Annotated in this window: 16 protein-coding genes; 11 read left to right on the top strand and 5 right to left on the bottom strand. The window is 70.5% G+C overall.

Annotated elements, in window-relative coordinates; translation table 11 throughout:
- Nucleotides 1-295: 295 nt before the first annotated feature.
- Nucleotides 296-2359, top strand: coding sequence for a M20/M25/M40 family metallo-hydrolase (locus tag D7Y13_RS08300; RefSeq protein WP_120584618.1), 2064 nt, complete (start codon nt 296-298; stop codon nt 2357-2359).
- Between the two features lie 80 nt (nt 2360-2439).
- On the opposite strand, the gene D7Y13_RS08295 is transcribed toward D7Y13_RS08300, so the two are convergent.
- Entirely contained in the window at nt 2440-5430 is a 2991-nt protein-coding gene (locus D7Y13_RS08295) for a hybrid sensor histidine kinase/response regulator (protein ID WP_120584619.1), read from the bottom strand.
- Between the two features lie 133 nt (nt 5431-5563).
- Nucleotides 5564-6706 (bottom strand): ATP-grasp domain-containing protein, encoded by a 1143-nt coding sequence (locus tag D7Y13_RS08290; RefSeq protein WP_120584623.1) that lies wholly within the window; start codon nt 6704-6706, stop codon nt 5564-5566.
- 103 nt (nt 6707-6809) lie between these two features.
- On the opposite strand from D7Y13_RS08290, the gene D7Y13_RS48630 reads away from it, so the two are divergent.
- The 4 genes from D7Y13_RS48630 to D7Y13_RS08270 all read left to right on the top strand — a co-directional run bounded on the left by D7Y13_RS48630 (nt 6810) and on the right by D7Y13_RS08270 (nt 13181).
- On the top strand, nt 6810-7880 hold the full coding sequence (locus tag D7Y13_RS48630) for a putative zinc-binding metallopeptidase (protein ID WP_279637082.1): 1071 nt from the start codon (nt 6810-6812) through the stop codon (nt 7878-7880).
- A gap of 1 nt (nt 7881) precedes the next feature.
- A complete protein-coding gene (locus D7Y13_RS08280; protein ID WP_120584620.1) occupies nt 7882-8919 on the top strand; it encodes a D-alanine--D-alanine ligase family protein in 1038 nt (345 codons plus the stop codon).
- 66 nt (nt 8920-8985) lie between these two features.
- Entirely contained in the window at nt 8986-11217 is a 2232-nt protein-coding gene (locus tag D7Y13_RS08275; RefSeq protein WP_233595728.1) for an FUSC family protein, read from the top strand.
- A gap of 56 nt (nt 11218-11273) precedes the next feature.
- Entirely contained in the window at nt 11274-13181 is a 1908-nt protein-coding gene (locus tag D7Y13_RS08270; protein WP_120534991.1) for an RICIN domain-containing protein, read from the top strand.
- A gap of 18 nt (nt 13182-13199) precedes the next feature.
- On the opposite strand, the gene D7Y13_RS08265 is transcribed toward D7Y13_RS08270, so the two are convergent.
- Nucleotides 13200-13964 carry an alpha/beta fold hydrolase gene (locus D7Y13_RS08265; protein WP_120534992.1) on the bottom strand — a complete coding sequence of 255 codons (765 nt, stop codon included), beginning with the start codon at nt 13962-13964 and terminating at the stop codon, nt 13200-13202.
- Nucleotides 13965-14185: 221 nt separating this feature from the next.
- Between D7Y13_RS08265 and D7Y13_RS08260 the strand changes: the two genes are divergently transcribed.
- The 6 genes from D7Y13_RS08260 (at nt 14186) to D7Y13_RS08235 (ending at nt 20669) form a co-directional block, all read left to right on the top strand.
- On the top strand, nt 14186-15316 hold the full coding sequence (locus D7Y13_RS08260) for an ATP-binding response regulator (RefSeq protein WP_120534993.1): 1131 nt from the start codon (nt 14186-14188) through the stop codon (nt 15314-15316).
- Nucleotides 15317-15336: 20 nt separating this feature from the next.
- Entirely contained in the window at nt 15337-16986 is a 1650-nt protein-coding gene (locus D7Y13_RS08255; protein WP_120584621.1) for an ATPase domain-containing protein, read from the top strand.
- Nucleotides 16983-17339: a response regulator gene (locus tag D7Y13_RS08250; protein WP_120534995.1), complete on the top strand. Its 357-nt coding sequence runs from the start codon at nt 16983-16985 to the stop codon at nt 17337-17339. The genes D7Y13_RS08255 and D7Y13_RS08250 overlap by 4 nt, the downstream gene beginning before the upstream one ends.
- A gap of 135 nt (nt 17340-17474) precedes the next feature.
- Nucleotides 17475-18857: an MATE family efflux transporter gene (locus D7Y13_RS08245; protein WP_120534996.1), complete on the top strand. Its 1383-nt coding sequence runs from the start codon at nt 17475-17477 to the stop codon at nt 18855-18857.
- A 119-nt stretch (nt 18858-18976) separates the two neighbouring features.
- Complete coding sequence (locus tag D7Y13_RS08240) at nt 18977-20200, top strand: glutathione-independent formaldehyde dehydrogenase (protein WP_120534997.1); 1224 nt, start codon at nt 18977-18979, stop codon at nt 20198-20200.
- Nucleotides 20201-20315: 115 nt separating this feature from the next.
- Nucleotides 20316-20669, top strand: coding sequence for a response regulator (locus D7Y13_RS08235; RefSeq protein ID WP_158620420.1), 354 nt, complete (start codon nt 20316-20318; stop codon nt 20667-20669).
- A 43-nt stretch (nt 20670-20712) separates the two neighbouring features.
- Here D7Y13_RS08235 and D7Y13_RS08230 read toward each other — a convergent pair whose 3' ends face one another.
- Nucleotides 20713-22263 carry a carboxylesterase/lipase family protein gene (locus D7Y13_RS08230; RefSeq protein ID WP_120584622.1) on the bottom strand — a complete coding sequence of 517 codons (1551 nt, stop codon included), beginning with the start codon at nt 22261-22263 and terminating at the stop codon, nt 20713-20715.
- A 185-nt stretch (nt 22264-22448) separates the two neighbouring features.
- Nucleotides 22449-23186, bottom strand: a 738-nt coding sequence (locus D7Y13_RS08225; protein WP_120630654.1) for an alpha/beta fold hydrolase, incomplete at its 5' end; no start/stop codon positions are given.

Raw genomic sequence — 23186 nt, 5'->3', positions numbered from 1 at the left:
CCCCACTCAAGACACCGCGAAATGTTTTTCGCGCGGGCGCGCGCGTGGCCCGGGTGCGTCATCGCAGGCCCAACGCTTTTGCCTGTCTCATCCTGTTTCACGCTGCTCTCCGCCTTGACGGGCCCGTCTTGATTTCCCCAGGATGCGCACCCAACCCACGGGGTCCAGGACGCAGGCGTCCGGACCGGGACGTGGGCGTTTTTCACCGTGCCTTCCCCCTCAATCTTCTTCCCCCGGAGTCGGGCACGGGTGGCGTTCACGCAGGGCAAGCCCTCGCCTGCAAACGGAGCGGAACATGCGTTTCAAGAAGTTGGCCCCCGTCGTCCTGTCGCTGTGCTGCGCCACCGCATCCGCCCAGGAGGCGCGCGAGAAGGAGGTCTACATCACGGTGGGTTCGGAGACGCTGGACGCCCTGCGCACGTCGTTCCGCGCGGCGGGCAACTCCGCGCCCACGCTGGTGCGTGAGTCCAACGGCGTGAGCGTGCTCAAGCTGCGCGAGTCGCAGCTGGGCGACGTGTCCCAGCTCATGCACGACAAGTATCACCGCTGCGCGGGCTTCCTCACCCACGACACGCAGGAGGCGGCGCTGGCGGTGCTTTCGCCCGCGCAGCCGGCCATCAACCCGACGCTGGTGAGCTACACGCTGGACAACGCGGCGGTGGTCAGCTCGCTGTTCTCCGGCCTCCAGGAGGCCAGCCTGCGCAGCACCATCACGCAGCTGTCCAGCTACACGAACCGCTACTACAAGGGTTCGACCAGCTCCGTGCAGGCGTCCAACTGGCTCCGGGACACGTGGCAGTCCTACGCGGCGGGCCGCAGCGACGTGAGCGTGCAGCTCTACACGCACTCCACCTGGGAGCAGCCCTCCGTCATCGCCACCATCACGGGCGCCGTCAATCCGACGGAGGTCGTGGTGATTGGCGGCCACCTGGACTCCATCAACCTCAACGTGGGCTCCTCCAGCCGTCCCACGGCGACGGCGCCGGGCGCGGATGACGACGCCTCCGGCGTGGCCACCCTCTCCGAGGTGTTCCGCGTCGCGATGGCCAAGGGCTACAAGCCGGCGCGCACGGTGAAGTTCATGGCGTACGCGGCGGAGGAGGTGGGCCTGCTGGGCTCGCAGGCCATCGCGCAGGCGCACAAGGCGGCGGCCACCAACGTGGTGGGCGTGCTCCAACTGGACATGACCAACTACCGCGGCTCCACGGTGGAGGTGACGCTCGTCACCGACAACACCAACGCGGCGCAGAACACGTTCCTCGGCAACCTCATCGACACGTACACGGGCTATACGCGCTCCAACATCACGTGCGGCTACGGCTGCTCGGACCACGCGTCGTGGACCAGCGCGGGCTACCCGGCGTCCATCCCGTTCGAAGCCACGATGAGCCAGGACAACCCCTACATCCACACGGCCAACGACACGCTGGCCAACAGCACGGATGGCCAGAGCGGCAACAACGCCAACAACGCGCTGAAGTTCGCGCGCATCACGGCCGCGTACCTGGCGGAGCTGGGCAAGGGCACCATCCCCGGCCTGCCCACGGACACGCAGGCCCCCACGGTGGCGCTCACCACGCCAGCGAGCGGCGGCACGGTGACGGGCACGGTGAACCTGGCCGCGAACGCCACCGACAACGTGGGCGTCGGCAAGGTGGAATTCTTCGTGGACGGCGCCCTCAAGGGCACCGCCTTCAGCTCGCCCTACACCTTCGCGTGGGACAGCCGCACGGTGGCCAACGGCAGCCACACCTTCGCGGCGAAGGCGTCCGACAACTCCGGCAACTCCGCCACCACCAGCAATGTCACGGCGACGGTGGCGAACGTGTCCACGTCCGGCACGTATGACGCCACGTACAAGACGCTGCGCTGCGGCGCGGTGGCCGCCACGTGCGACAGCGGCACGGCCTTCAAGGGCCGCGGTGCCATGAGCCCGGCGGAGACGAGCGCGCCCAACACGCTGAAGGGCACCTGCGTCGACGGCAGCAGCGGCACCTTCCACGGCGACGAGTCCAACGACGCCCTCAAGGTGTCCACCGTGGACGGCAGCAACTTCGCCCCCGGCAAGCAGGTGAAGGTGGAGGCCACGGTGTGGGCCTACGCGAGCCCGTCCTCGGACCGCCTGGACCTGTACTACACGGCCAACGCCGCCGCGACGACGCCCGTCTGGACGCTCATCACCACCCTCACCCCGACGGCCGCGGGCGCCTCCACGCTGTCGGCCACGTACACGCTGCCCTCGGGCACCAACCAGGCCGTGCGCGCGCAGTTCCGCTACGGCACCGGCAGCCCCGCCAGCGCCTGCGTGTCCAACGAGTACAACGACCGCGACGACCTGGTGTTCACCGTCGCGCCGTGATGCATCCGCAGTGACGTGAAGTCCCCGGGAGGGGGGCCTGGGCCGCATGCCCGGGTCCCCCTCTCCTCGTTGCGCGGCCCTCAGGCCGCCTTCAGGCCTTCCAGCGGCAGCTCCACCACGAAGGTGGAGCCCAGGCCCGGCGCGCTGTCCACGGTGATGCGGCCGCCGTGCGCCTCCACCACCTGCCGGGCGATCCACAGGCCCAGGCCCAGGCCCCCGTAGTTGCGGCCGGGCACCGCGCGCTCGAAGCGCTCGAAGATGCGGGCGCGGTCCTCCGGGCTGATGCCAATGCCCTCGTCGCGCACGGTGACGCGCGCGGTGCCGTCCTCGGAGGCCACGCGCACGGAGATGGGGCGGCCCTGGCCGTACCGGGCCGCGTTCGACAGCAGGTTCGTCACCACCTGGTCGATGCGCAGCCTGTCATACCGGCCGACGAGCGGCGTCCCCGCGTCCAGCGTCACCGTCACGCCCATGCGCTCCACCTCCTCGCGCAGCCGCGACACGGCGTTGCCCACCACGGAGGTGAGGTCCACGTCGTTCAAGTCAAGCGCCAGCCGGCCCGTGGTGAGCTGCGACACGTCCAGCAGCGTCTCCATCAGCGCGTGCAGCCGCTGCACCTGCCGGCCCGCGGACTCCAGCGGGCTCCTCGCGCGGCCCAGCGCGTCCTCGCCCAGGCTGCGCTCCAGCCGCTCCAGGTGGAGGCGGAAGGCGGCCAGCGGCGTCTTGAGTTCGTGGCTCGCCACCGCGAGGAAGTCGTCGCGGGCCTGCAGGCGCTCGCGCAACGACGCGGCGAGCAGCTCCTGCCGCAGGGTTTCGCGGCGCATGTGCGCCAGCTCCAGCATGGAGCGCACGCGCGCCACCAGCTCCCGGGCGCTGAAGGGCTTCACCAGGTAGTCGTCCGCGCCCGCCTCCAGCCCCTCCACCGCGGCCTCCTCGCCGGCGCGGGCGGACAGCATCACCACGGGCACGGAGCGGGTGGCCGGTGCCTCCCGCAGCGCGCGCAACAGCCCGAAGCCGCCCAGCCGGGGCATCATCACGTCCGTCAGCACCAGGTCCGGAGCGTGCGTGCGCGCGGCCTCCAGCGCGGCCTGACCATCCGTCGCCAGCGTCACGTCGAACGAGGGGGACAGCACGCGCTGCACGTACTCGCGCATGTCCGCGTTGTCGTCCGCCACCAGCACCCTGGGGCGCGGCGCCTCCCCTCCCGTCACCGGCTCCGTCACCGCCGCGGGCGGCGCCTCGCCAGGCAGGGGCTCGGTGTCCGACCAGCGCTCGGCCTCCTGGAGGAAGGGGCGCGCGTCCTGCGCGGTGGGCTCCTGCTCGCGCGCGGCGAGGATGCGCTCCGCGGGCAGGTGGGCCGTACCCCGGGGGATGCGGACGGTGAAGGTGCTGCCCTCGCCCTCCACGCTCTCCACCGCCACGTCCCCGCCGTGCTGCGCCACCAGCTCGCGCACCAGCGCCAGGCCGATGCCGGTGCCCTCGTGGGTGCGGCCCCGCGCGTTGCGCACGCGGTGGAAGCGCTCGAAGAGGTGCGGCAGCTCCGCGGCCGGGATGCCCGTGCCCGTGTCGGTGACGCGCAGGACGACGGCGTCCTCGCGGGCCTTCAACCGCACGCTGAGCGAGCCCGTGAAGGTGAACTTGAGCGCGTTGGAGAGCAGGTTGAAGACAACCTTCTCCCACATCCGCCGGTCCACGTAGACGGGCTCCGGCAACGGGGGACAGTCCACCGTGAAGAGCAGCCCCGTGCGCTCCACCGCGGAGCGGAAGTGGCTGGCCAGGTCCTGGGTGAAGGCGGCCAGGTCCGTGGGCTCGAAGCGCGAGTCGATGCGCCCCGCCTCCAGCCGGCTGAAGTCCAGCAGCGTGTTCACCAGCCGCAACAGCCGGCCCGCGTTGCGGTGCACCACCTCCAGGTCGTGCCGGGCCTCCTCCGTCACGGGCACCCGCGCGAGCACGTCCTCCAGCGGCCCCAGCATCAGCGTGAGCGGCGTGCGGAACTCGTGGGAGATGTTGTGGAAGAAGGCCGTCTTCGCCCGGTCCAGCTCCGCCAGTTGTTCCGCGCGCTGCCGCTCCTCCTCGTAGGCCTGCGCGTTGCGCAGCGCCACCGCCACCTGGGCGCCCAACAGCTCACTGAAGGACGCGTACCCTTCGTCGAACGCCCGGTTGGGGGACAGCCCCGTGACGAGCACGCCCAGGGGCGCGGCCGTGCCCGCCCCCGCGAGCGACTGGAGGAGCCGCGAACCCACCGCATCGCCGAAGGGCCCGCCCCGCAGGGACAGCCGCGACTCCAGGCCCTCCTCGCGCACCCGCTCGCCGTCGAGCGCGCGCAGGAAGGGAAGCGCCTGCGTCAGGCCCGCGTCCAGCGCGAGCGTCTCCGGGCTCAGCGGCCCGCCCCGCTCCAGGCCCACCGCCCCGGACAGCGTCAGCGCCCGGCCATCCGCCGAGCGCAGGTAGAGCAGCGCGAAGGGCACGTCCAGCGGATGCCCGGCCAGGGCGGACACCAGGTCCGTGCACGTCTTCTCGACGCTGCGCAGGTCCGACGCCTGCGCGGACAGGTCGCGCAACAGCCGCATGCGCCGGCTGCTCAGCACCTGCGGCGTCACCTCCGCGCACACCGCGAGCATGCCGCCGATGGCGCCCGTGTCGTCGAAGGCGGGCGCGTGGCTGACGTCGAAGTAGGACTCCTCCCGGTAGCCGCTGCGCTCCAGCAGCAGTTGGAGCGCGGGCACCCAGCTGGCGACGCCGGTGGTCATCGCCTCCATCACCAGCGGGCCCAGCGCATCCCACGCCTCCGCCAGCGTGCCCCGGATGTCCGTGCCCAGCGCGCCCGGGTGCTTGTCGCCAATCACCGCCGAATAGGCGTCGTTGTAGAACTGGCTGAGCTTTGGGCCCCACGTGAGGATCATCGGGTAGCGCGACCCGAGCAGCGTCTTCACGAGCACCTTGAGGCTCGTCGGCCATGAGGCCACGGGCCCCACCGGGGTCGCGGCCCAGTCATGCGCGCGCACCAGGGCGTGCATCTGGCTGCTGCCCGTGAAGAGCGCCTCCGGGCCGGGGGGAACGTCCTCACTCATCTCAGCGCGGCTCCTCGAACACGAAGCCTTGTCCCTATGGCGGCTCCTGGGGGTTTCCCACTGGAAAAATGACCATCTGTCCGGGGCGGACCACGCTTGCCTCCACGCGCCCGCATGCCCGGCACCTGGGCCGCTAGCCCGACCGCCGAAGCCGCCACGCCTGCGCGAGGAGGTGCAGCAGCAGGTCCCGGTACGACCAGCCGAAGGCTTGCGCGGAGAGAGACACCAGGCTGTCCTGGCGCTCCCTGCCGGGGCGCCCCGGCCCGGTCATGTTCGGCTTCAGGTTCAGGTCGAAGAGCCGGAAGGTCCCCAGCGCGTCGCTCCGACAGTCGATGCGGATGGGCGCCGTCACGCCCAGCAGGCCGGCCGCGAGCGCGCACCTCTCCAGCGCGGCGCGCACGCGGGGCTCCTGGCGCGCGGCCAGGCCCAGCACCTCGCTGTTGTCCACCACCGCCACCGCGCCGCTGTAGGGCGCCACCCCGTCCTGGTGGTGGAAGCGGCGCACGGGCGGCAGGGACCAGTGATGGGCGTAGTCGTGGGGCACCCCTCCGAGCACGAAGCGCGCCGGGGGCATCACCGTCACGGTCAGCTCCTCCCCGCCCAGGTACTGCTCCAATATCAACGTGTCGCCAAAGCGGGGTACGCCCTGCTCGCGCGCGGCCAGCAACCGCGCCGCCGTCTCCTTGAGCTGCGCCATGTCCATGACGCGCACCACGCCCTGGCTGCCGCGTCCGCGCATCGGCTTGAGCACCAGCGGGAAGCGCAGGTCCCGGGCCTCCAGCTCCGCCTCCGTGAGCGTGTCCAGGCCCAGGCGTCCGGAGGCGGCCCGGGCGCTGACGAGCACCGACGCGGCGACGGGATGCCCCGCGCGGCGCAGGGCTTCGTTGGTCACCCACTTGTCGTCGAAGGTCTCCTGCGTGCGGGGATCCTGCCCGACCATCCACACCTCCTTCAGCACGGCCTCCAGCGGGTGGCCGGTGAACAGCACGGTGTTGGCCCACAGCACCCGGGCCCCGGCGTCGCGCGCCGCCGCGATGCCCGCCGCGTCATCCCCGAACACCCAGTCCTCCTGCACGACCGGGTCGGGGTTGGCCACCGGCGTCACCACCGGGACGCCCGCTTCGCGCAGCGCGTACGCGATGTCCGCGCCGCTGTCCGCGTAGCCCCCGGCCTTCGCGGGCTTGCGCACGCCGTCGATGACCGGCGGGGGCAGGGCCTGGAACAGCACCGCGACCGGGGCGCGGGACTCCGGCTCGGGAAGGCGTTCGCGGCGCATGTCCGATTCCATGTCCCATCCCTTCAAGGGCTCGGCGGGTTGCCTGCTTCATGACGCTCGCCGGGCTGTCCATCTCCGGACGGGATTCCTACCTATCGAAGGGATGATGCCATCCACCCAGTCCGAATCGCGGGTGCTGCGCGAGAAACACCCCACCGAGGGCAGTGAAGGCCGGGGACGGCTGTCACCCCGGCGCGAGGCCCTGCTCCAGGCGCGCATCAAGGACCTGGCGCTGCGGCTGTCCGGCACGCCGCTGGAGCGCTGCATCGCGCAGCTTCACGCGGAGCTGGAGGCGAAGGGGCTGTCCTTCAAGCCCCAGTGCTATCTGTCGGACGAATGGGGCTGCCCGTCGGGGGTGCCCGTCATCGGCCTGCCGTTCTACCTGGCGGATCCGGACCTGCTGTCCATCGAGGCGGAGCTGGGGGGCAGCGCGGAGACGGAGGCCGAAATCCTCATGTACCTGCGCCATGAGGCCGGCCACGCCTTCAACTACGCCTACCGCCTCTATGAGACCGGCGAGTGGCGCCGCGTGTTCGGCGACTACGCGCGGCCGTACCGGGACGACTACAAGCCCCGGCCCTTCTCCCGCCGCTACGTCTTCCACATCGCCGGCTGGTACGCGCAGAAACACCCGGACGAGGACTTCGCGGAGACCTTCGCCGTGTGGCTCACGCCGGGCAGCGACTGGGAGAAGCGCTACCAGGGCTGGGGGGCGCTCAAGAAGCTCCAGTACGTGGAGGCCACCGCGAAGGAGCTGGGCCGCGCGCCCGCGCTGGTGCAGCTGGCCCAGCCGGACCTCACCACGGAGGAGATGGAGGGCACCGTCCAGGACCACTACCGCCAGCGGGAGCTGGACGAGAAGGTGGACCTGGAGCTGCGCAACGCCTTCGACCACGCGCTGGAGGACATCTTCTGGGGGCCGGGCGAGGCGCCGGTGAGCGCCGCGACGCTGGTGCAGGCGGAGCGCCAGCGCCTGCTCTCCACGGTGGGCCACTACTCCGGCGTGGGCCGGGGCGTGGTGCGCGCGCTGGTGGACCACTTGTCGGAGCGGACCGCCGCGCTGAACCTCACCCTGCACCCCGACGACAGCCGCGAGGCCGCGATGCAATTGGCGTCGCTCGTCACGGTGCTGGCGATGAACTACCTGCACACCGATCGCTTCTTCGAGGACTGACATGCCCCAGAAGTCCCTTCGCATCGCCGTCCTCCACTACCAGCCCAAGGACGAACCGCCCGACGCCGTCGTGGCGCAGGTGAGTTCAGCCCTGCGCGCGGCCGGCCACGAGCCCGTGGACGTGCGCGTGGATGAGAGCGTGTCGGACCTGGTGCGGCTCATCACCCGGGCGAAGGCGGACCTCGTCTTCAACCTGTGTGAGACCTTCGCGGAGGACTACCGCCTGGAGGTCAACGTGGCCGCGGTGCTGGAGCTGGCGCGCATGCCCTTCACCGGCTCCGGCACGGCGGGGCTGCTGCTCGCGCAGGACAAGGTGCTGACCAAGCAGCTGCTCCAGTTCCACGGCGTGCTCACCCCGCGCTTCGCGACCTTCGACGGCCTGTCGTTCCAGACGAACGGCGATTTGTCCTTCCCGCTGGTGGTGAAGCCCGCGCGCTCGGACGCCTCCATGGGTCTGGGTGTGGAGAAGGACATGGAGGGGCTGGCGCGGCGGGTGAAGAAGATCCGCGAGGAGTACGACGACGAGGCGCTGGCGGAGGAGTTCATCGAGGGCCGCGAGCTGTACGTCGGCGTGGTGGGCGACAGCGCTCGCCCGGAGGTGCTGCCGGTGGTGGAGCTGGACTTCGGCTCGCGGTGGAACCGCAAGCGCATGAAGATCGCCAACCGCGAGGTGAAGTTCGCGCCGGAGACGCCGGGCAGTCCCCACCTCGTGCTGCCGACCGACCTGTCGGATGAGTTGCAGGGCCGCATCGGGCGGGCGGCGGTGACGGCCTTCCGCGCGCTCAAGCTGCGCGACTACGCCCGCATCGACTTCCGCGTCTCCAGCCGCACCAACGAACCCTACCTGCTGGAGGTGAACCCCAACCCGTACCTGGAGACCCAGTGCGAGGTGGCCATGGGCGCGCAGGCGCGCGGCATGGGCTACGACGCGCTCGTCCAGCGCATCGTGGACACGGCGGCCCGGCGCTACGGACTGGGTGCGGCGAAGAAGGCCCCCCCTGGTGCGGCCCTCGCGCTGGAGCCCTCCGCCCCGCACTGACGGCTGACGGGCATCCGGCCCGGATTCCGGTGGCCCCACCCGGGGCCGGTGCTCTATGGGGAACGGGTGATTCGCCGTCAGCTCCTGGACCATGCCAAGGCCGTGGCCCGCTTCGCCCCCGTGAAGCCGGCGGTGAAGGCGGGCCTGCGCGCCGCGCTCGCCATCTTCGTCCCCATGGTCGTGGGCACCGCCTTCAACCTGCCGGGCGGGCTGTGGCTCGCCATTGGCGGCTTCAACACGTCCTTCGTGGACAAGGGCGGCTCCTACCACGCGCGCGCACGCGCCATGGGCGGCACGGCGCTGGCGGCGGCGGTGTCCGCGGCGGTGGGCAGCCTCGTGGGGCTGTACCCCTCGCTGTCCATTCCCCTCACCCTGCTGTGGGTGACGGCGTGGAGCTTCGCGGGCGTGTACGGCGCCGCGGCGAACACCACCGGCAACATCGCCGCCACCACCTTCGTCATCGCCGTGGCGCTGCCCGGGGATGGCCCCATGCACGCCCTGGTTTCGGGCGCGATGCTGCTGGCCGGCGCGGCCTGGGCGATGGTGCTGTCGCTGGTGCTCTGGCCCATCCGGCCGTACCGCCCCGCGCGCAAGGCGGTGGCGGCGTGCTTCGACGCGGTGGCGGACTACGCGGAGGCCCTGTCGCGCGTGTCGCAGGGCGCGCGCGAGGACTCCTGGCAGCTGCTCATCCAGGAGCAGCACGGGCGCATCCGCGAGACGCTGGAGCTTGCGCGCACCACGCTCACCGCCACGCGCCAGGGCCGCGTCGAGCGCGGTCGCGGGGAGCGGCTGCTGGTGCTGCTGGAGGCCGCGGACGCGATGTTCATGGGGCTCATCGCCCTGGCGGAGGACCTGGAGAGCCTGGGCCCTCCGGTGAGCGCGGTGGGAGACCCTCGCGCCGCGGTCGTCGTGGCCCTGCTGGACTGCGCGCACACCGCGCGCGACCTCGTGCGGCTGACGGAGCAGGAGGGCCGCACCCGCAGGCCCCAGCCAGAGTGGGATGGCCGCGCGCTGCGCGACGCGCTCACCGACCTGGACACACGCGGGCTGCTCACCCGCCTGGAGCGGGCGCGGCTTCTGGATGTGGCGCGGCTGCTCACGGAATTGCGCGAGCGCGCGGACGTGGCGCTGGACACCGCGTGCCGGCTGCCCGGGCCTCCGGTGGCGGGCATGCCTCCGCCCAAGCGGGAGCTGGCCGAGGAGACCCACCCCTCCCTGCTGGAGCCGCTGAGAGCGCACCTCACGCTGGATTCGGAAGTGCTGCGGCACGCGCTGCGCGTGGGCCTCACCACCACCGCGGCGGTGTGGATCTCCAGCATCTTCCGGCCGAACCACAGCTACTGGGTCACCATCACCGTCCTCACCATCATGCAGCCGTACACCGGGCCCACCTTCCTCAAGGCCCTGCAACGCGTGCTGGGCACGGTGGTGGGTGGCATCCTCGCCATCGCCGTGTCGTATTGGCTTCAGGACCCGCGCATCATGATGGGGCTCTTGTTCTGCACGGCGGCGCTGTGCGTGAGCCTCATCCCGCTCAACTACGGGCTGTTCACCGTCTTCGCCACGCTCACCTTCGTGCTGCTCGCGGAGCTGGGCAGCGGGGACTGGACGCTCGCGCCGGTGCGCATCGTCAACACCCTCATCGGCGGCGCGCTCGCGCTCGCGGGCACCTTCTTCCTGTGGCAGCGCTCGGAGGAGGAGCGCTTCCCCGCGCAGATGGCGGAGGCCCTGCGCGCGGACCGCGAGTTCTTCGGCGTGCTGTCATCCGCGTGGCGCCGGGGTGAGCCCCCCCAGGCCCCGGCGCTCGCGGAGGCCCGCCGCAAGCTGGGGCTGGCCACCATCAACGCGGAGGCGTCCTTCCAGCGGCTGCTCAGCGAACCGCGCTGGAGCACCGAGGCCCTGGAGCCGCTGATGACGCTGCTCGCGTTCACCCGCCGCTTCGCCGCCGTCTGCACCCTGCTCGCCTCGCGCCGCTCCGTGCCCTCCACGCCCGCGGTGCACGAAGCCCTGGCCCGCTTCTCCGCCGCCATGGACGAAGCGATGGAGGATCTGGCGGACGCGGTGCTCCACGGCCGTCCCCCCCGCGCCCTGCCCCCCTTCAATGCGTTGATTGGCTGGAACGTCCCCACGCCCGACGGGCCGGGCCTCGCGCTGGGCCAGGAAGCCCCCCTGCTCCAGTCCCAACTGGAGCGACTGGCGCGCCAGATGTCCGTCCTTCACGGCGCCGCCGCCCGCCGCATGGAGGCTCCGGCGAGCCCCGTGTCCGCCACCCAACCATCCACGAATAACATGTCATAGCCGCAAAAGTTGAATACTCTCCCGGGCCTTTCCCCCGTGTCGTTGGAGAGTCCCGCATGTCTTTCGTGCCGTCGCGCCCCCGGCTGTCCCGTGTCCCCCTGAGTGGTCTGTTGCTGGCCGCCGCCACGTTCGCGTCCCCCTCCGCGCTCGCGGCGAACGAATCCGTGAAGGTGTGGCTGACGACGACGTCGGGCAGCACGCTGGTGAAGAAGCTCAACGCGGAGGCGAACAAGACGTTCGGCGCGGAGAGCGGCACGGCGACGGCCATCGACGTGAACGACGCCGCGACGTACCAGACCATCGACGGGTTTGGCGGCGCGCTGACGGATGCGTCCGCGTGGCTCATCTACAACTCGCCCCAGCGCACGGCCATCATGAACGACCTGTTCAGCGTGGGCGCGGGCGCGGGCTACAGCGTCATCCGGCTGCCCATGGGCGCGTCGGACTTCTCACGCAACAACTACACCTACGACGACACCTGCTGTGACCTGAACGACTTCTCCGTGGGCCATGACACGGCGTACATCCTGCCGCTGCTCCAGCAGGCGCGCTCCATCAACCCGGAGGTGAAGATCTTCGCGGTGCCGTGGAGCGCGCCCGCGTGGATGAAGTTCAACAACTCGCTCACGGGCGGCGGCTACCTGCGCAACGACCTGTACGCCACGTACGCCAGCTACTTCGTGCGCTTCCTCCAGGCCTACAACACCCACGGCGTGCCCATCCACGCGTTCAGCACCCAGAACGAGCCGCACAACGCCAACGGCAGCTATCCGACGATGCAGATGGAGTCCAACGACCAGTCCATCTTCACCGCGCAGCACCTGCGCCCGGCGCTCAACGCCGCGGGCTTCAGCGGCGTGAAGCTGCTCGCGTGGGACCACAACTGGCATGACGGTTCCGGCCCCGCGGGCTTCCCGCATGAGGTCATGTCCTACAACGGCGGGCAGGCGCAGAACGCCGTCGCGGGCGCCGCGTACCACTGCTACGAGAGCCCCGAAGGCAGCTTCACCGTGCAGACCGACTTCCGGAATGCATACCCCAACAAGGAGGTGCACTTCACCGAGTGCACCGGCGGCTTCTGGGCGACGAACGCCGCCGCCAACCTGGAGTGGGCGCTGCAGAACAACCTCTTCGGTCCGCTGCGCAACTGGTCGCGCACGTCGCTGTACTGGAACATCGCGTTGGACCCCAACCACGGGCCGCGCGTGGGCGGCTGCGCGGACTGCCGGGGCATGTTCACCGTGAACAACGCCAACGGCACCTTCACGCGCAACGAGGAGTACTACGCGTGGGCGCACCTGGCGAAGGTGGTGCGGCCGGGGGCGGTGCGCGTGGGCGCGACGTCGCTGGGCAACAACAACATCGAGACGCTCGCCTTCCGCAACCCGGACGGCTCGCACGCGCTCGTCGCGCTCAACTCCAACGACGGCGCGACGCTTGGCTTCAAGGTCCGCTGGGCCGGGCAGGCCTTCGAGTACAGCCTGCCGCCGCGCTCGGTGGCGTCCTTTCAGTGGGGCGGCACCGCGAGCCCGCAGGGCCCGTGGTACCGGCTCGTGAACAAGGCCACCGGCAAGTGCCTGGACATCGTCGGGCCGTCCGCGGCGGATGGCACCGGGCTGCACCAGTGGACGTGCCACACGGGCGCAAGCCAGCAGTGGTCCCTGGTCGCCACCGACAGCGGCTACTCGCGGCTCGTGTCGCGCTACAGCGGCAAGGTGGTGGACGTGGACGCCGCGTCCGCGGCCGACGGCGCGCGCGTGCAGGAGTGGTCCTGGGCGGGGGGCCTGAACCAGCAGTTCAAGCCGGTGGCCACCACCGGGGGCTTCTCCCGCTTCGAGGCCCGCCACAGCGGCAAGGTGCTGGACGTGGCCAACTGCTGGAACACCGGCGACGGCGCCGCGCTCCAGCAGTGGGTCTGGGCCAACAACGACTGCCAGCAGTTCCGTCTGGAAGTCATGCCCTGAGAGCAGCGCGGCCCGCTTTCAGGGCAGCGCCGCGAGGAACGCACCGAGCAGGCGGTTCACCTGCTCGGGCGCATCCAGCTGCACCCAGTGCCCCGTGCCCGTCACCTTCTCGGACCACACGCGCGGGACGAGCACGTGGTACGCGCCGGGCGACTCGTTGAGCGGCGTGATGACGGACAGCACCGGCCCTGGGTAGCGCTTCAGCGCCGACTCCGGGTCGAACGTCAGCAGCGCCCCCATGCCGCCGCGGAACGCGCCCTGCGCGGTGCGCCCCAACTGCCCCATCACCCGCTCGCGCACCTCCGGGGTGGATGCCGTCAGCAGCGACTGCCAGTACTCCCCCGCCGCATCCTTCCAGTGGTCGGTGGCCAGCGCGTCCATCATCCCCTGCGCCTGCTCCTTCGGAACAGAGCGGCCGTCGGAGGCGGGATCCAGGAGGAACAGGCCCGCGACGCGCTCCGGGTGCGCGCCCGCCCAGGCCGCGCATACCGCGCCGCCCAGGCTGTGCCCCACCAGCACCACGCGCGGCAGCCCCAGGCCCTCCACCACCGCGTCCAGATCCCGGGCGAAGTCCTCCATGGTGAGCTCCCGCGCGTCGGACGTCAGCGTCGAGCGGCCATGCCCCCGCAGATCCAGGGCCACCGCGCGACGGCGTGCCCGCACGTGCTCGAGCTGCCGGGACCACTGCTCCGTGTCCCCGGCGAGCGAGTGCACGAACACCACCGGAGTCCCCGTCCCGGCTCCGCCATCGTCCACGTACAGCGCGCCTGCCACGCCCTTCATGTCCCATCGCCTTTCCGCGCGGGGTCCGCATGACCCGCGCCCTGCGCTCCTGGTCGCTTGTTTCGGTGGCGTCCTGACGGAAAAACAACCCGCCCAGGGAGGGCTTCGTTCGGAGTCCAACACCCTCCACACCCCCGTGCACACTCCCGCCACCTTTTTGGGCGCCAGGTGGTTCCGTTCGCCGCCCGCGCGACCATTTTTTGCGTGCACACCGCAGGCACGTGAAGACCTCCGACCTCCAAGAACCGGGCGCCCGTCCCCGGCTCACCGTCCTCAACGTCAACGATGACGCGGCGACGCTGTACCTCTTGAGCCTCACGCTCAGGCAGGGCGGCTACCACGTGCTCGAAGCCACCTGCGGCCAGGAGGCCCTGACGCTCGCGCAGGGACTGCCGGACCTGGTGCTGCTGGACGTGCACATGCCGGACATCGACGGCTACGAGGTGTGCCGCCGCCTGCGCGCGGACGAGGCCACGAGCGATCTGCTCATCGCGCACCTGTCCTCCGTGTCCATCCAGCGCGAGGACCGCGTGAAGGGGCTCGCGCAGGGCGCGGATGCGTACTGGACCCGCCCCCTGGCGGAGGACGAGCTGCTGGCCAACATCGAAGCGCTGCTGCGCCTGCAGACCCGCGCCCGGGACGCCGTGCGGGCCCGCGACCGGTTCCTTAGCATCGCGGCGCATGAGCTCAAGACGCCCATGACGGTGCTGCGGCTCAACCTGGAGCGCGCCGTGCAGCTCGTGGTGAACGACGCGGAGGGCCCCGTGTCCACCGGCCCCGTGGAGAAGCGGCTCACCCCCGCGGTGCGCCAGCTCACCCGCCTGCAGAACCTGGTGGACAGCCTGCTGGATGTCTCCCGCCTGTCCACCCGGGACATGGAGCTGGACATGGAGACCGTGGACCTGTCGCAGCTCGTGCGCGAACAGGTGGAGCGGCTCCAGCCGCAGGCCCGCAGCGCGCGGGTGGCCCTGGACGCCACGCTGCCCGACGCGCCCGTCGTCCTCTTCGGGGACGCGCAGCGGCTCTCCCAGGCCGTGGCCCACCTGCTGACGAACGCCATCAAGTTCGGCGAGGGCCGGCCCGCGCACGCGCGCCTGGAGACGCGCGACGACCACGCCGTGCTGACAGTGGAGGACGCGGGCGTGGGCATCGCGCCGGAGGACCACGCGCGCATCTTCCGCCGCTTCGAGCGCGTGACGACGGGCGAGCGCTTCGACGGGCTGGGCCTGGGCCTCTACCTGTCCCTGGCCATCGCCACCGCCCATGAAGGCACCCTCACCGTGCGAAGCGCCCTGGGCCAGGGCGCGCGCTTCGAGCTGCGGCTGCCCCTGCATTTGACCCGCCGGTACTGAGCATCCAAGGAGAACTCTTCGTGGCGAACACAGCGGACAGTGACGAGGGCACACAAGCGAAGGACGGCAGGAGCCCCGCGAAGCGGCTCGTCACCAACGTGCCCCGGCTGGACTTCATCACCAAGGGCGGCCTCATCCTGGGCTCGTCCTACGCCATCATCGGACCGCCGGGTTCAGGCAAGACGGTGCTGGCCAACCAGATCGCCTTCCAGCACGTGCGCAATGGCGGCAAGGCCCTCTACATCACGCTCCTGTCCGAGTCCCACGGGCGCATGCTGGAGAACCTGTCGCAGATGACGTTCTTCGACCCCAGCGTCATCCCGGAGCGCCTCCAGTACCTCAGCGCGTACCGCGAGCTGGAGAAGGAGGGCCTCAAGGGCCTGCTGGAGCTGCTGAGAAAGAACGCCCAGCCGCATGGCGCGACGCTGCTCATCATCGACGGCATGGACGTGGCGAAGGAGTTCGCCCGCTCGGACCTGTCCTTCAAGCGCTTCCTCCAGGACCTGCAGACCTTCTGCAACATCCTGGGCTGCACCACGCTGCTGCTGGCGCCGCACCACGAAGGTGAAATCCACCCGGAGAACACCGCGGTGGACGGCATCTTCGAATTGTCCCTGTGGCTGCACGGGCCGCGCGCGGTGCGCGAGCTCATCGCCATCAAGTTCCGGGGCGGGCCGTCGCTCCTGGGCCGCCACGAGGTGGAGATCTCCGACCAGGGCATGGTCATCCACCCGCGCACGGAGGTGCAGTTCGCGCACCCCGCGGCCAAAGGGCGCGAGGACCGCATCCGCATGCCCTTCGGCATCCCCCGCCTGGACGACGCGCTGAAGGGGGGCGTGTTGTCCGGCTCCACCACGCTGCTGCTGGGCGCGCCCGGCACCGGCAAGACGCTGCTGGGCCTGCGCTTCCTGCTGGAGGGCGCGAGGGCGGGCCAGCCGGGCGTCTACTTCGGTTTCTATGAAACGCCCCCCCGCCTCATCGAGAAGGCCCTGGGCACGGGCATGCACGACTTCAAGAAGTACGTGGACGAGGGGCTCATCGAAATCCAGTGGCAGCCGCCGCTGGAGCACAACATGGACTCGCTGGCGGAGCGGCTCCTGGAGCGCATCGAGGAGCGCAAGGTGGACCGGCTGCGCCTGTTCATCGACGGGGTGTCCGGCTTCCGCTCCGCCGCCGTGTACCCGGACCGCCTGAGCCGCTTCTTCTCCGCGCTCACGCATCAGCTGCGCATGATGGACGTCACCACGCTGTACTCGGATGAGACGCCCCTGTTCAGCCCCGGCGTGGAGATGGCCCAGCCGGAGGCGGCCTCCACCGTGGAGAACGTCATCCTGGTGCGCTACGTGGAGCTGCGCTCGCAGCTCTACCGGCTGCTCTCCATCATGAAGATGCGCGAGAGCGCCTACGACAGCAGCATCCGCGAGTTCTCCATCTCCGAGAACGGCATCACCGTCGCGGACACCTTCGAGAGCGCGGAGAGCATCCTCACCGGCCATGCGCGCCTGACGTCGGGGCCGGGGACGGCCCCCCCCGCGAAGGCACGCTCCGCGCTCAAGGCCCCCCTGGGCTCGGCGGGCAAGAAGCCCAGGACCGCGAAGAAGAAGACCGCGCAGAAGAAGGCCACGCAGAAGAAGGCTCCCGCCAGCGCCTCCCGCCGGAGTCGCACATGAAGACCGTGCTCGTGGTGGACGACGAACTGGACATCGCGGAGGCCGTCCAGGCCATCCTGGAAGAGGAGCACTTCCGCGTCATCCTCTGCGGCAACGGCCGCGAGGCGCTGGAGAAGCTCACGGAATTGAAGCCCGCCCTGGCCATCATCGACGTGATGATGCCGGTGATGAACGGCTATGAGACCATCGACGCCATCCGCAAGGACCCGCGCCACGTCTTCCCCATCCTCGTGATGAGCGCCATCCAGCCGCCCCGGGAGAAGTCCGCGCAGCAGGGCTGGGCCGGCTTCCTCAAGAAGCCCTTCTCCCTCGAAGCCCTCCTGGAATCCGTGACCCGGCTGACCTCTTCGTAGGCGGAAAAGTCACACGTTGCCGTTCCGTGACGTTTGCAGCCCCAACCGGGCGCCGGGCAGGCAGCCGGCGCTCGCTTCGGGTTGAAAACGAAAAGTCGCGCGCGCACAGTGAAGCCACTCTGACGCGGCGCATCCATGCACACTGAAGTCGTGACGAACTCCCGCCAGGAGCCCGGCTTGTTCCGGCTCACCTGGCCCATCTTCTTCGAAATCTTCCTCTTCATGCTGATGGGCACCGCGGACACGCTGATGCTCAGCGGCGTGTCCGACGCCGCGGTGTCCGCGGTGGGCGTCGTCAACCAGTACGTCTTCATCTGCATCCTCATCATGGAGGTGGTCAGCCACGGCGCGTCCATCGTCGTGTCCCAGTACCTGGGCGCGAAGAGGAACGCGGAGGCGTCGCGAATCGCGGCCCAGGCCGTGACGATGAACCTCGTGTTGGGCATCGCGGTGAGCGCGGGGCTGCTGCTGTCGGCCGATGCCATCCTCGGGCGGATGAACCTGGAGCCGGTGACGCTGGCGTACGCGAGCACCTACTGGCACATCGCGGGCGGGTTCCTCTTCCTCCAGGCGCTCATCAACGTCTTCTCCAGCCTCATCCGCACGTACGGCTTCACGCGCCAGTCCATGTTCGTGGCCATGGGCATGAACGTGGTGCACGTCGTGGGCAACTGGGTGCTCATCTTCGGGCACTTCGGCGTGACGGCGCGGGGCGTGGAAGGCGCGGCGATGTCCACCGTGCTCAGCCGCGCCCTGGCGGTGGGCGTCTTCGGCTGGCTGCTCTACCGCGTGATGGACGTGCGCATGAAGCGCCGGGACTTCGTGGCGATGACGGGCGAGTACGTGCGGAAGATCCTGCGCGTGGGCGTGCCGTCCGCGGTGGAGCAGATGACGTACCACGCGTGCCAGACGGTGTTCCTGTACTACGTGACGTTCCTGGGCCCCACGGCGCTCGCGTCCCGGCAGTACGCCAACGCGATGTCGCAGTACGTGTTCCTGTGCAGCCTCGCCATCGGGATGGGCACGTCCATCATCGTCGGCAGGCTGGTGGGCGCCAACCGCTCCTCGGATGCGTACGCGCGCGTGCTCACGAGCCTCAAGTGGAGCGTCGGCATCACCGTGGCCGTGGACCTGACGGCCATCGTCTTCCGCGAGCCGCTCATCCGCCTCTTCACCCACGACGGGGACATCCTCCGGATGACGTCGCAGGTGCTGCTGCTGAGCCTCATCCTGGAGACGGGGCGCTCGTTCAACCTGGTGCTGGTGAACGCGCTGAGAGCCGCCGGGGACGCCACCTTCCCCGTCTACATGGCGATGGGCTCCATGGTCTGCATGAGCCTGCCGCTGGGCTACTTCCTCGTCTTCCACCTCCAACTGGGGCTCGCGGGCGTGTGGCTCGCGGTGGCCGCGGACGAGTGGACGCGCGGGTTGGCCATGTGGCTGCGCTGGCGCAGCCGCGCCTGGGAACGCCTGTCGCTGGTGACGCCGGTGGAGGCGCCGCCCGTGCTCGCCCACTAGGCCCGCACGCCTGCGGGGGGCGTGCGCAACGTCCGCCGGGGCCCTTTCCCCCGGGCACCCGCCATCCCACTTTTGAGGGGGCGTTTCGTCGCCCGCCCCATCACTCGAGGGAGAAGCTCATGCTCGCCGTCGTCTACAAGCAGACCAGTCAGGTGAAGGTCGAAGAGGTCGAGGACCCCAAGGTCGAAGCGACCACCGACGCCATCATCCGCGTCACCTCCGCGGGCATCTGTGGCAGCGACTTGCACATGTACGAGGGTCGCACCTCGTCCAAGGCCGGCCAGGTGTTTGGCCACGAGAACATGGGCGTCGTGGAGCAGGTGGGCCCCGGGGTGGTGGGCATCAAGAAGGGCGACCGCGTGGTGCTGCCCTTCAACATCGCCTGCGGCACCTGCTTCGACTGCGTGCGCGGCCGCACGGAGGCGTGCCTCGTCGCCAACCCGGAAGCGCCCCACGCCGGCTACGGCTACGCGGGCATGGGCCCGTACCGGGGCGGGCAGGCGGAGCTCTTGCGCGTGCCCTGGGCGGACTTCAACTGCCTGAAGCTCCCCGGACAGCCCGGTGACGACCTGGAGGACGACTTCCTCCTCCTGTCGGACGTCTTCCCGACCGCCTACCACGGCACCGAGCTGGCGAACGTGAAGCCCGGCAGCACGGTGGCCGTCTTCGGCGCGGGGCCGGTGGGCCTGCTCGCCGGCTACTGCGCGCTCCTGCGCGGCGCTTCGGAGGTCTACGTGGTGGACAGCGTCCCGGAGCGCCTGGCCAAGGTGAAGGAGATGGGCGCCATCCCCATCGACTTCACGAAGGGAGACCCGGTGAAGCAGATCATCGACCTGCGCCGCGCCAACCCGCTCATCATGGGCGCGCTGCGGCCGGGCGAGGAGAAGTCGCTGGGCGTGATGTGCGGCATCGACGCGGTGGGCTACCAGTCCCGCGACATCCGGGGCGCGGACGCGCACGGCGGCAAGGAGAAGCCCACCCAGGTGCTGGAGCAGCTGGTGGAGCTGGTGAACACCACGGGCTCCATTGGCGTCGTCGGCGTCTACATGGCGCCCGACCCCGGCGCAGCGGACGAGAACGCGAAGCAGGGCATCTACCCGCTGCCGTGGGCCAAGGTGTTCGACAAGGGCATCACCGTGGGCACCGGCCAGACGCCGGTGAAGCGCTACAACCACTTCCTGCGCGACCTCATCATCGCGGGCCGCGCGAAGCCGAGCATGATCGTCAGCCACCGGCTGCCGCTGAGCGACGCGCCGGATGCGTACAGGAAGTTCGACGCCCGCAAGGACGGCTACACCAAGGTCATCCTCAAGCCGCAGCAGCGCCCCAAGGCCAAGGCCTGAGCCGGGATGTCCGCCAGTCCCCCTTCCGCGCCCTCCCATCAGCCGGCGGGGATGCGGAGGCTGGGGGTGGGAGGTATAAGGTTTGACAGTGGACGCCCTGGACACTCCATCGACAGTGCTCGTCGTTGAAGGCTACGACGACCTGCGCGAGGCGCTGGTGGCCCTCCTGGTGTTGGAGGGTTACACCGTGCTGTCCGTGGCGACCGCCATGCAGGCCCTGGAGGTGCTCACCCGCCTGCCCCGGCGCCCCTGTCTGGTCCTGTTGAGCCTGATGCTCCGCAACCCGGAGGACCAAGCGTTCCTGTCTCGGCTGCGGGCCCTGGAGCCCGCTCCACGGCCGCCGGTGCTGGCGCTGACGGCGGATCCGGACCTCCAGGCGCCCCTGCCCGGCACGGTGGGCCTGCTGGGCAAGCCCGTGCGCACGGAGGTCCTCCTGGCCGCCGTGGAGCGCTACCGGGCCCGTCCGTAGCGTCCACGGACGGGCCGGTCATCCCATCTCGCGCGGCCGTGGACTACGGGCGCGTGCCCACGGGCCTGGAGCCGCGGGGCTGCTCGGTCCCGGAGCGACCGGTGCGCTGGGCGGGCGCGGAATCCGCGCCGTTGATGATGGCGCTCGCGAGCAGGAACGCGTTGAGCCGCAGCAGCATGAAGTTCTCCTCGACCTTGGGCGGCTGTTGCGCGCGCATCAGGAAGTCGGAGCCCTTCTCATGGCGCGGCCACTCGCTGGCGGGCGCGGGCACCGCGCTCCTGGCGAAGTCGACGAGCCAGCCACTCACCTGGCGCGCGTAGGAGCGGTCCTCGTCGCTGATGACGGCCTGCGTGGGAGGGCACCGGGCCGCCGTGTCGAGGAAGTACGGAATCTCCTCGCCGTGACCGACGCCGTTGGGCCGCTCGGGGCGCAGCCGGGTGGCGGTGTATTCGAAGTAGCAGCGCCACACGTGCGACACCTTCGCGTGCAGGTCCGCCACCTGCCGGGGGATGAGGGTGAAGAGGATGTCGCGGCACACCTGGCGCGCCAGCTCCACGTCGTCGTTCACGCCCGGGTAGAGCAGCTTGATGGGGACGCCCTTGTCGCGCAGGGCCTGGAGGATCTCCATCGGGTCGCGCCCGAAGGCCTCCAGCACGCTGACGTCGTCGTTGGTGCTCCCCAGGATGAGGGGCACGCGCGCCTGCTGCTCCGCCTGGAACGTGGCCAGGATGGACTGCGGCAGCACGGAGTCCCCGGAGATGGCCACGGGCGCGGTGGACGTCGTCGCGGGCTGCTTCCAGAAGTCCTCCGCGGGCAGCTTGCGCAGGCGCTCGGGTGTCGCCTCGCCATCCGGGACGCCCATGCCTCGCGTCAGGGCCTCGCCCCGCAGGAGCGCCTGCTCCACGGGGATTTCGTCCAGTCCGTACACGCTGAGCGCCACGCCCCGGTGGAAGTACGGGCGCGCCGCCTCCATGCAGAACAGCGACAGCACGCTCTTGCCGCCGGCGGACTGGCCCACCACGGTGACGCGGCCGGGGTCCCCGCCGAAGCGCGCGATGTTGCGGTTCACCCACTGGAGCGCGGCGAGCTGATCCAACAGGCCGAAGTTCGCCGGGCCCTCCTTGCGCTCCTGCTCCAGGGCGGGATGGGCGAAGAAGCCCAGGTGGCCCAGGCGGTAGTTCAGCGTGACGAACACGGCGTCGCGCGAGGCCAGCGGCACGCCGTCATACGGGGGCAGGCCCCCCGCGCCGATGACGAACGCGCCGCCGTGGATCCACACGATGACGGGGAGCTTCGCCTGGGCGTCCACGCGGGGCGTCCAGACGTTGAGGTAGAGGCAGTCCTCGCCCATGGGGCCCGGGTCGCCACCGCCGCCCGCGATGCAGGCCTCGCGCGACTGGAGGGAGGCATTGCCAAAGACAGTCGCCTCCCGGATGTGCTTCCAGGGAGTGACGGCCTTGGGGGCGCGCCAGCGCAGGTCCCCCACGGGGGGCTGGGCGTAGGGAATGCCCTTGAAGGCAAACACACCCTCTTCCGCGATGCCTCGAAGCTGCCCTTCGACCGTACTGACGACGGGTGCGGACTGCTTGACCATGATTGAACCCCCCAGAGGCCCGCTCACCAGGAACGGGCGGATGCGAAGTAGAGGTTCAACCGATGCAAGTCAATGTGCCTTCCACCAAAGACATACACCCGTCCGACATCCGACGGAGGCCTGCGACCCGGGAGCATCAGGGAGAGGCCCTAGCGGAGTCCCCTCCGAAGGGTGTCCATTCTTGATCAAACCCCGTGCCTACCGCGGGCCTCCGCGCCGTCCAGATGCTCTCGCAGGAGCGCGTTGAGCTGCTCCGGCAGGCGCAACGTGATGCTGTGGGAGGCATTGGGAACCTCCACGAAGCGGGCCCCCGGGATGCCCGCCGCCAACGCCTGTCCGGCGGCAGGCGGCGCGATGGGGTCATGCGTGGCGCTCACCACCAGGGTCGGCAGTCCCGCGAACCCGGCGAGGAACGGGGTGGCGTCCGCGCGGCGCATGGCCTGGAACTGTCGCATCGCCACGGGCGGTTGATCCGCCAGGTCATGCCCGAACAGCTCCGCCAGTTGTTCCGCGAGCGCGTCCTTGTCGACCTGGGCCAGGTCATCAGGGGCCAGCACCATGCGCAGGAACGCATGGCGCCGCATGCGCCGCGTGCCCAGCCGCGTCCGCAGCCCCATCGCGAGCATTCGCGGCGTCAGCCGGGTCGGCACCGCGCCCGACGCGAACGTGCACAGCAACGCCAGGCTGCGCACCCGCTCCCGGGCCCGGCGGGCGACATACAGCGCCACCAGCCCTCCCAGCGAGTGCCCCACCACGTGCGCGCTCGCCCAGCCCTGCGCGTCCATCAACGCGAGCACGTCCTGCGCCATCAGCTCCAACGTCAGCGCCTCACCGAGCGGCTGGCTGGCCCCGAACCCCCGGTTGTCCAGGCAGAGGCAGTGGAACCGGGACGCCAGTCCCCGCACCTGGGGGCGCCACCCCTC

The organism is Corallococcus praedator, assembly GCF_003612125.1.
GTDB lineage: Bacteria > Myxococcota > Myxococcia > Myxococcales > Myxococcaceae > Corallococcus > Corallococcus praedator.
Note: the sequence above shows the minus strand (reverse complement) of the source record. Positions and strands in the feature narration are given on the sequence as shown.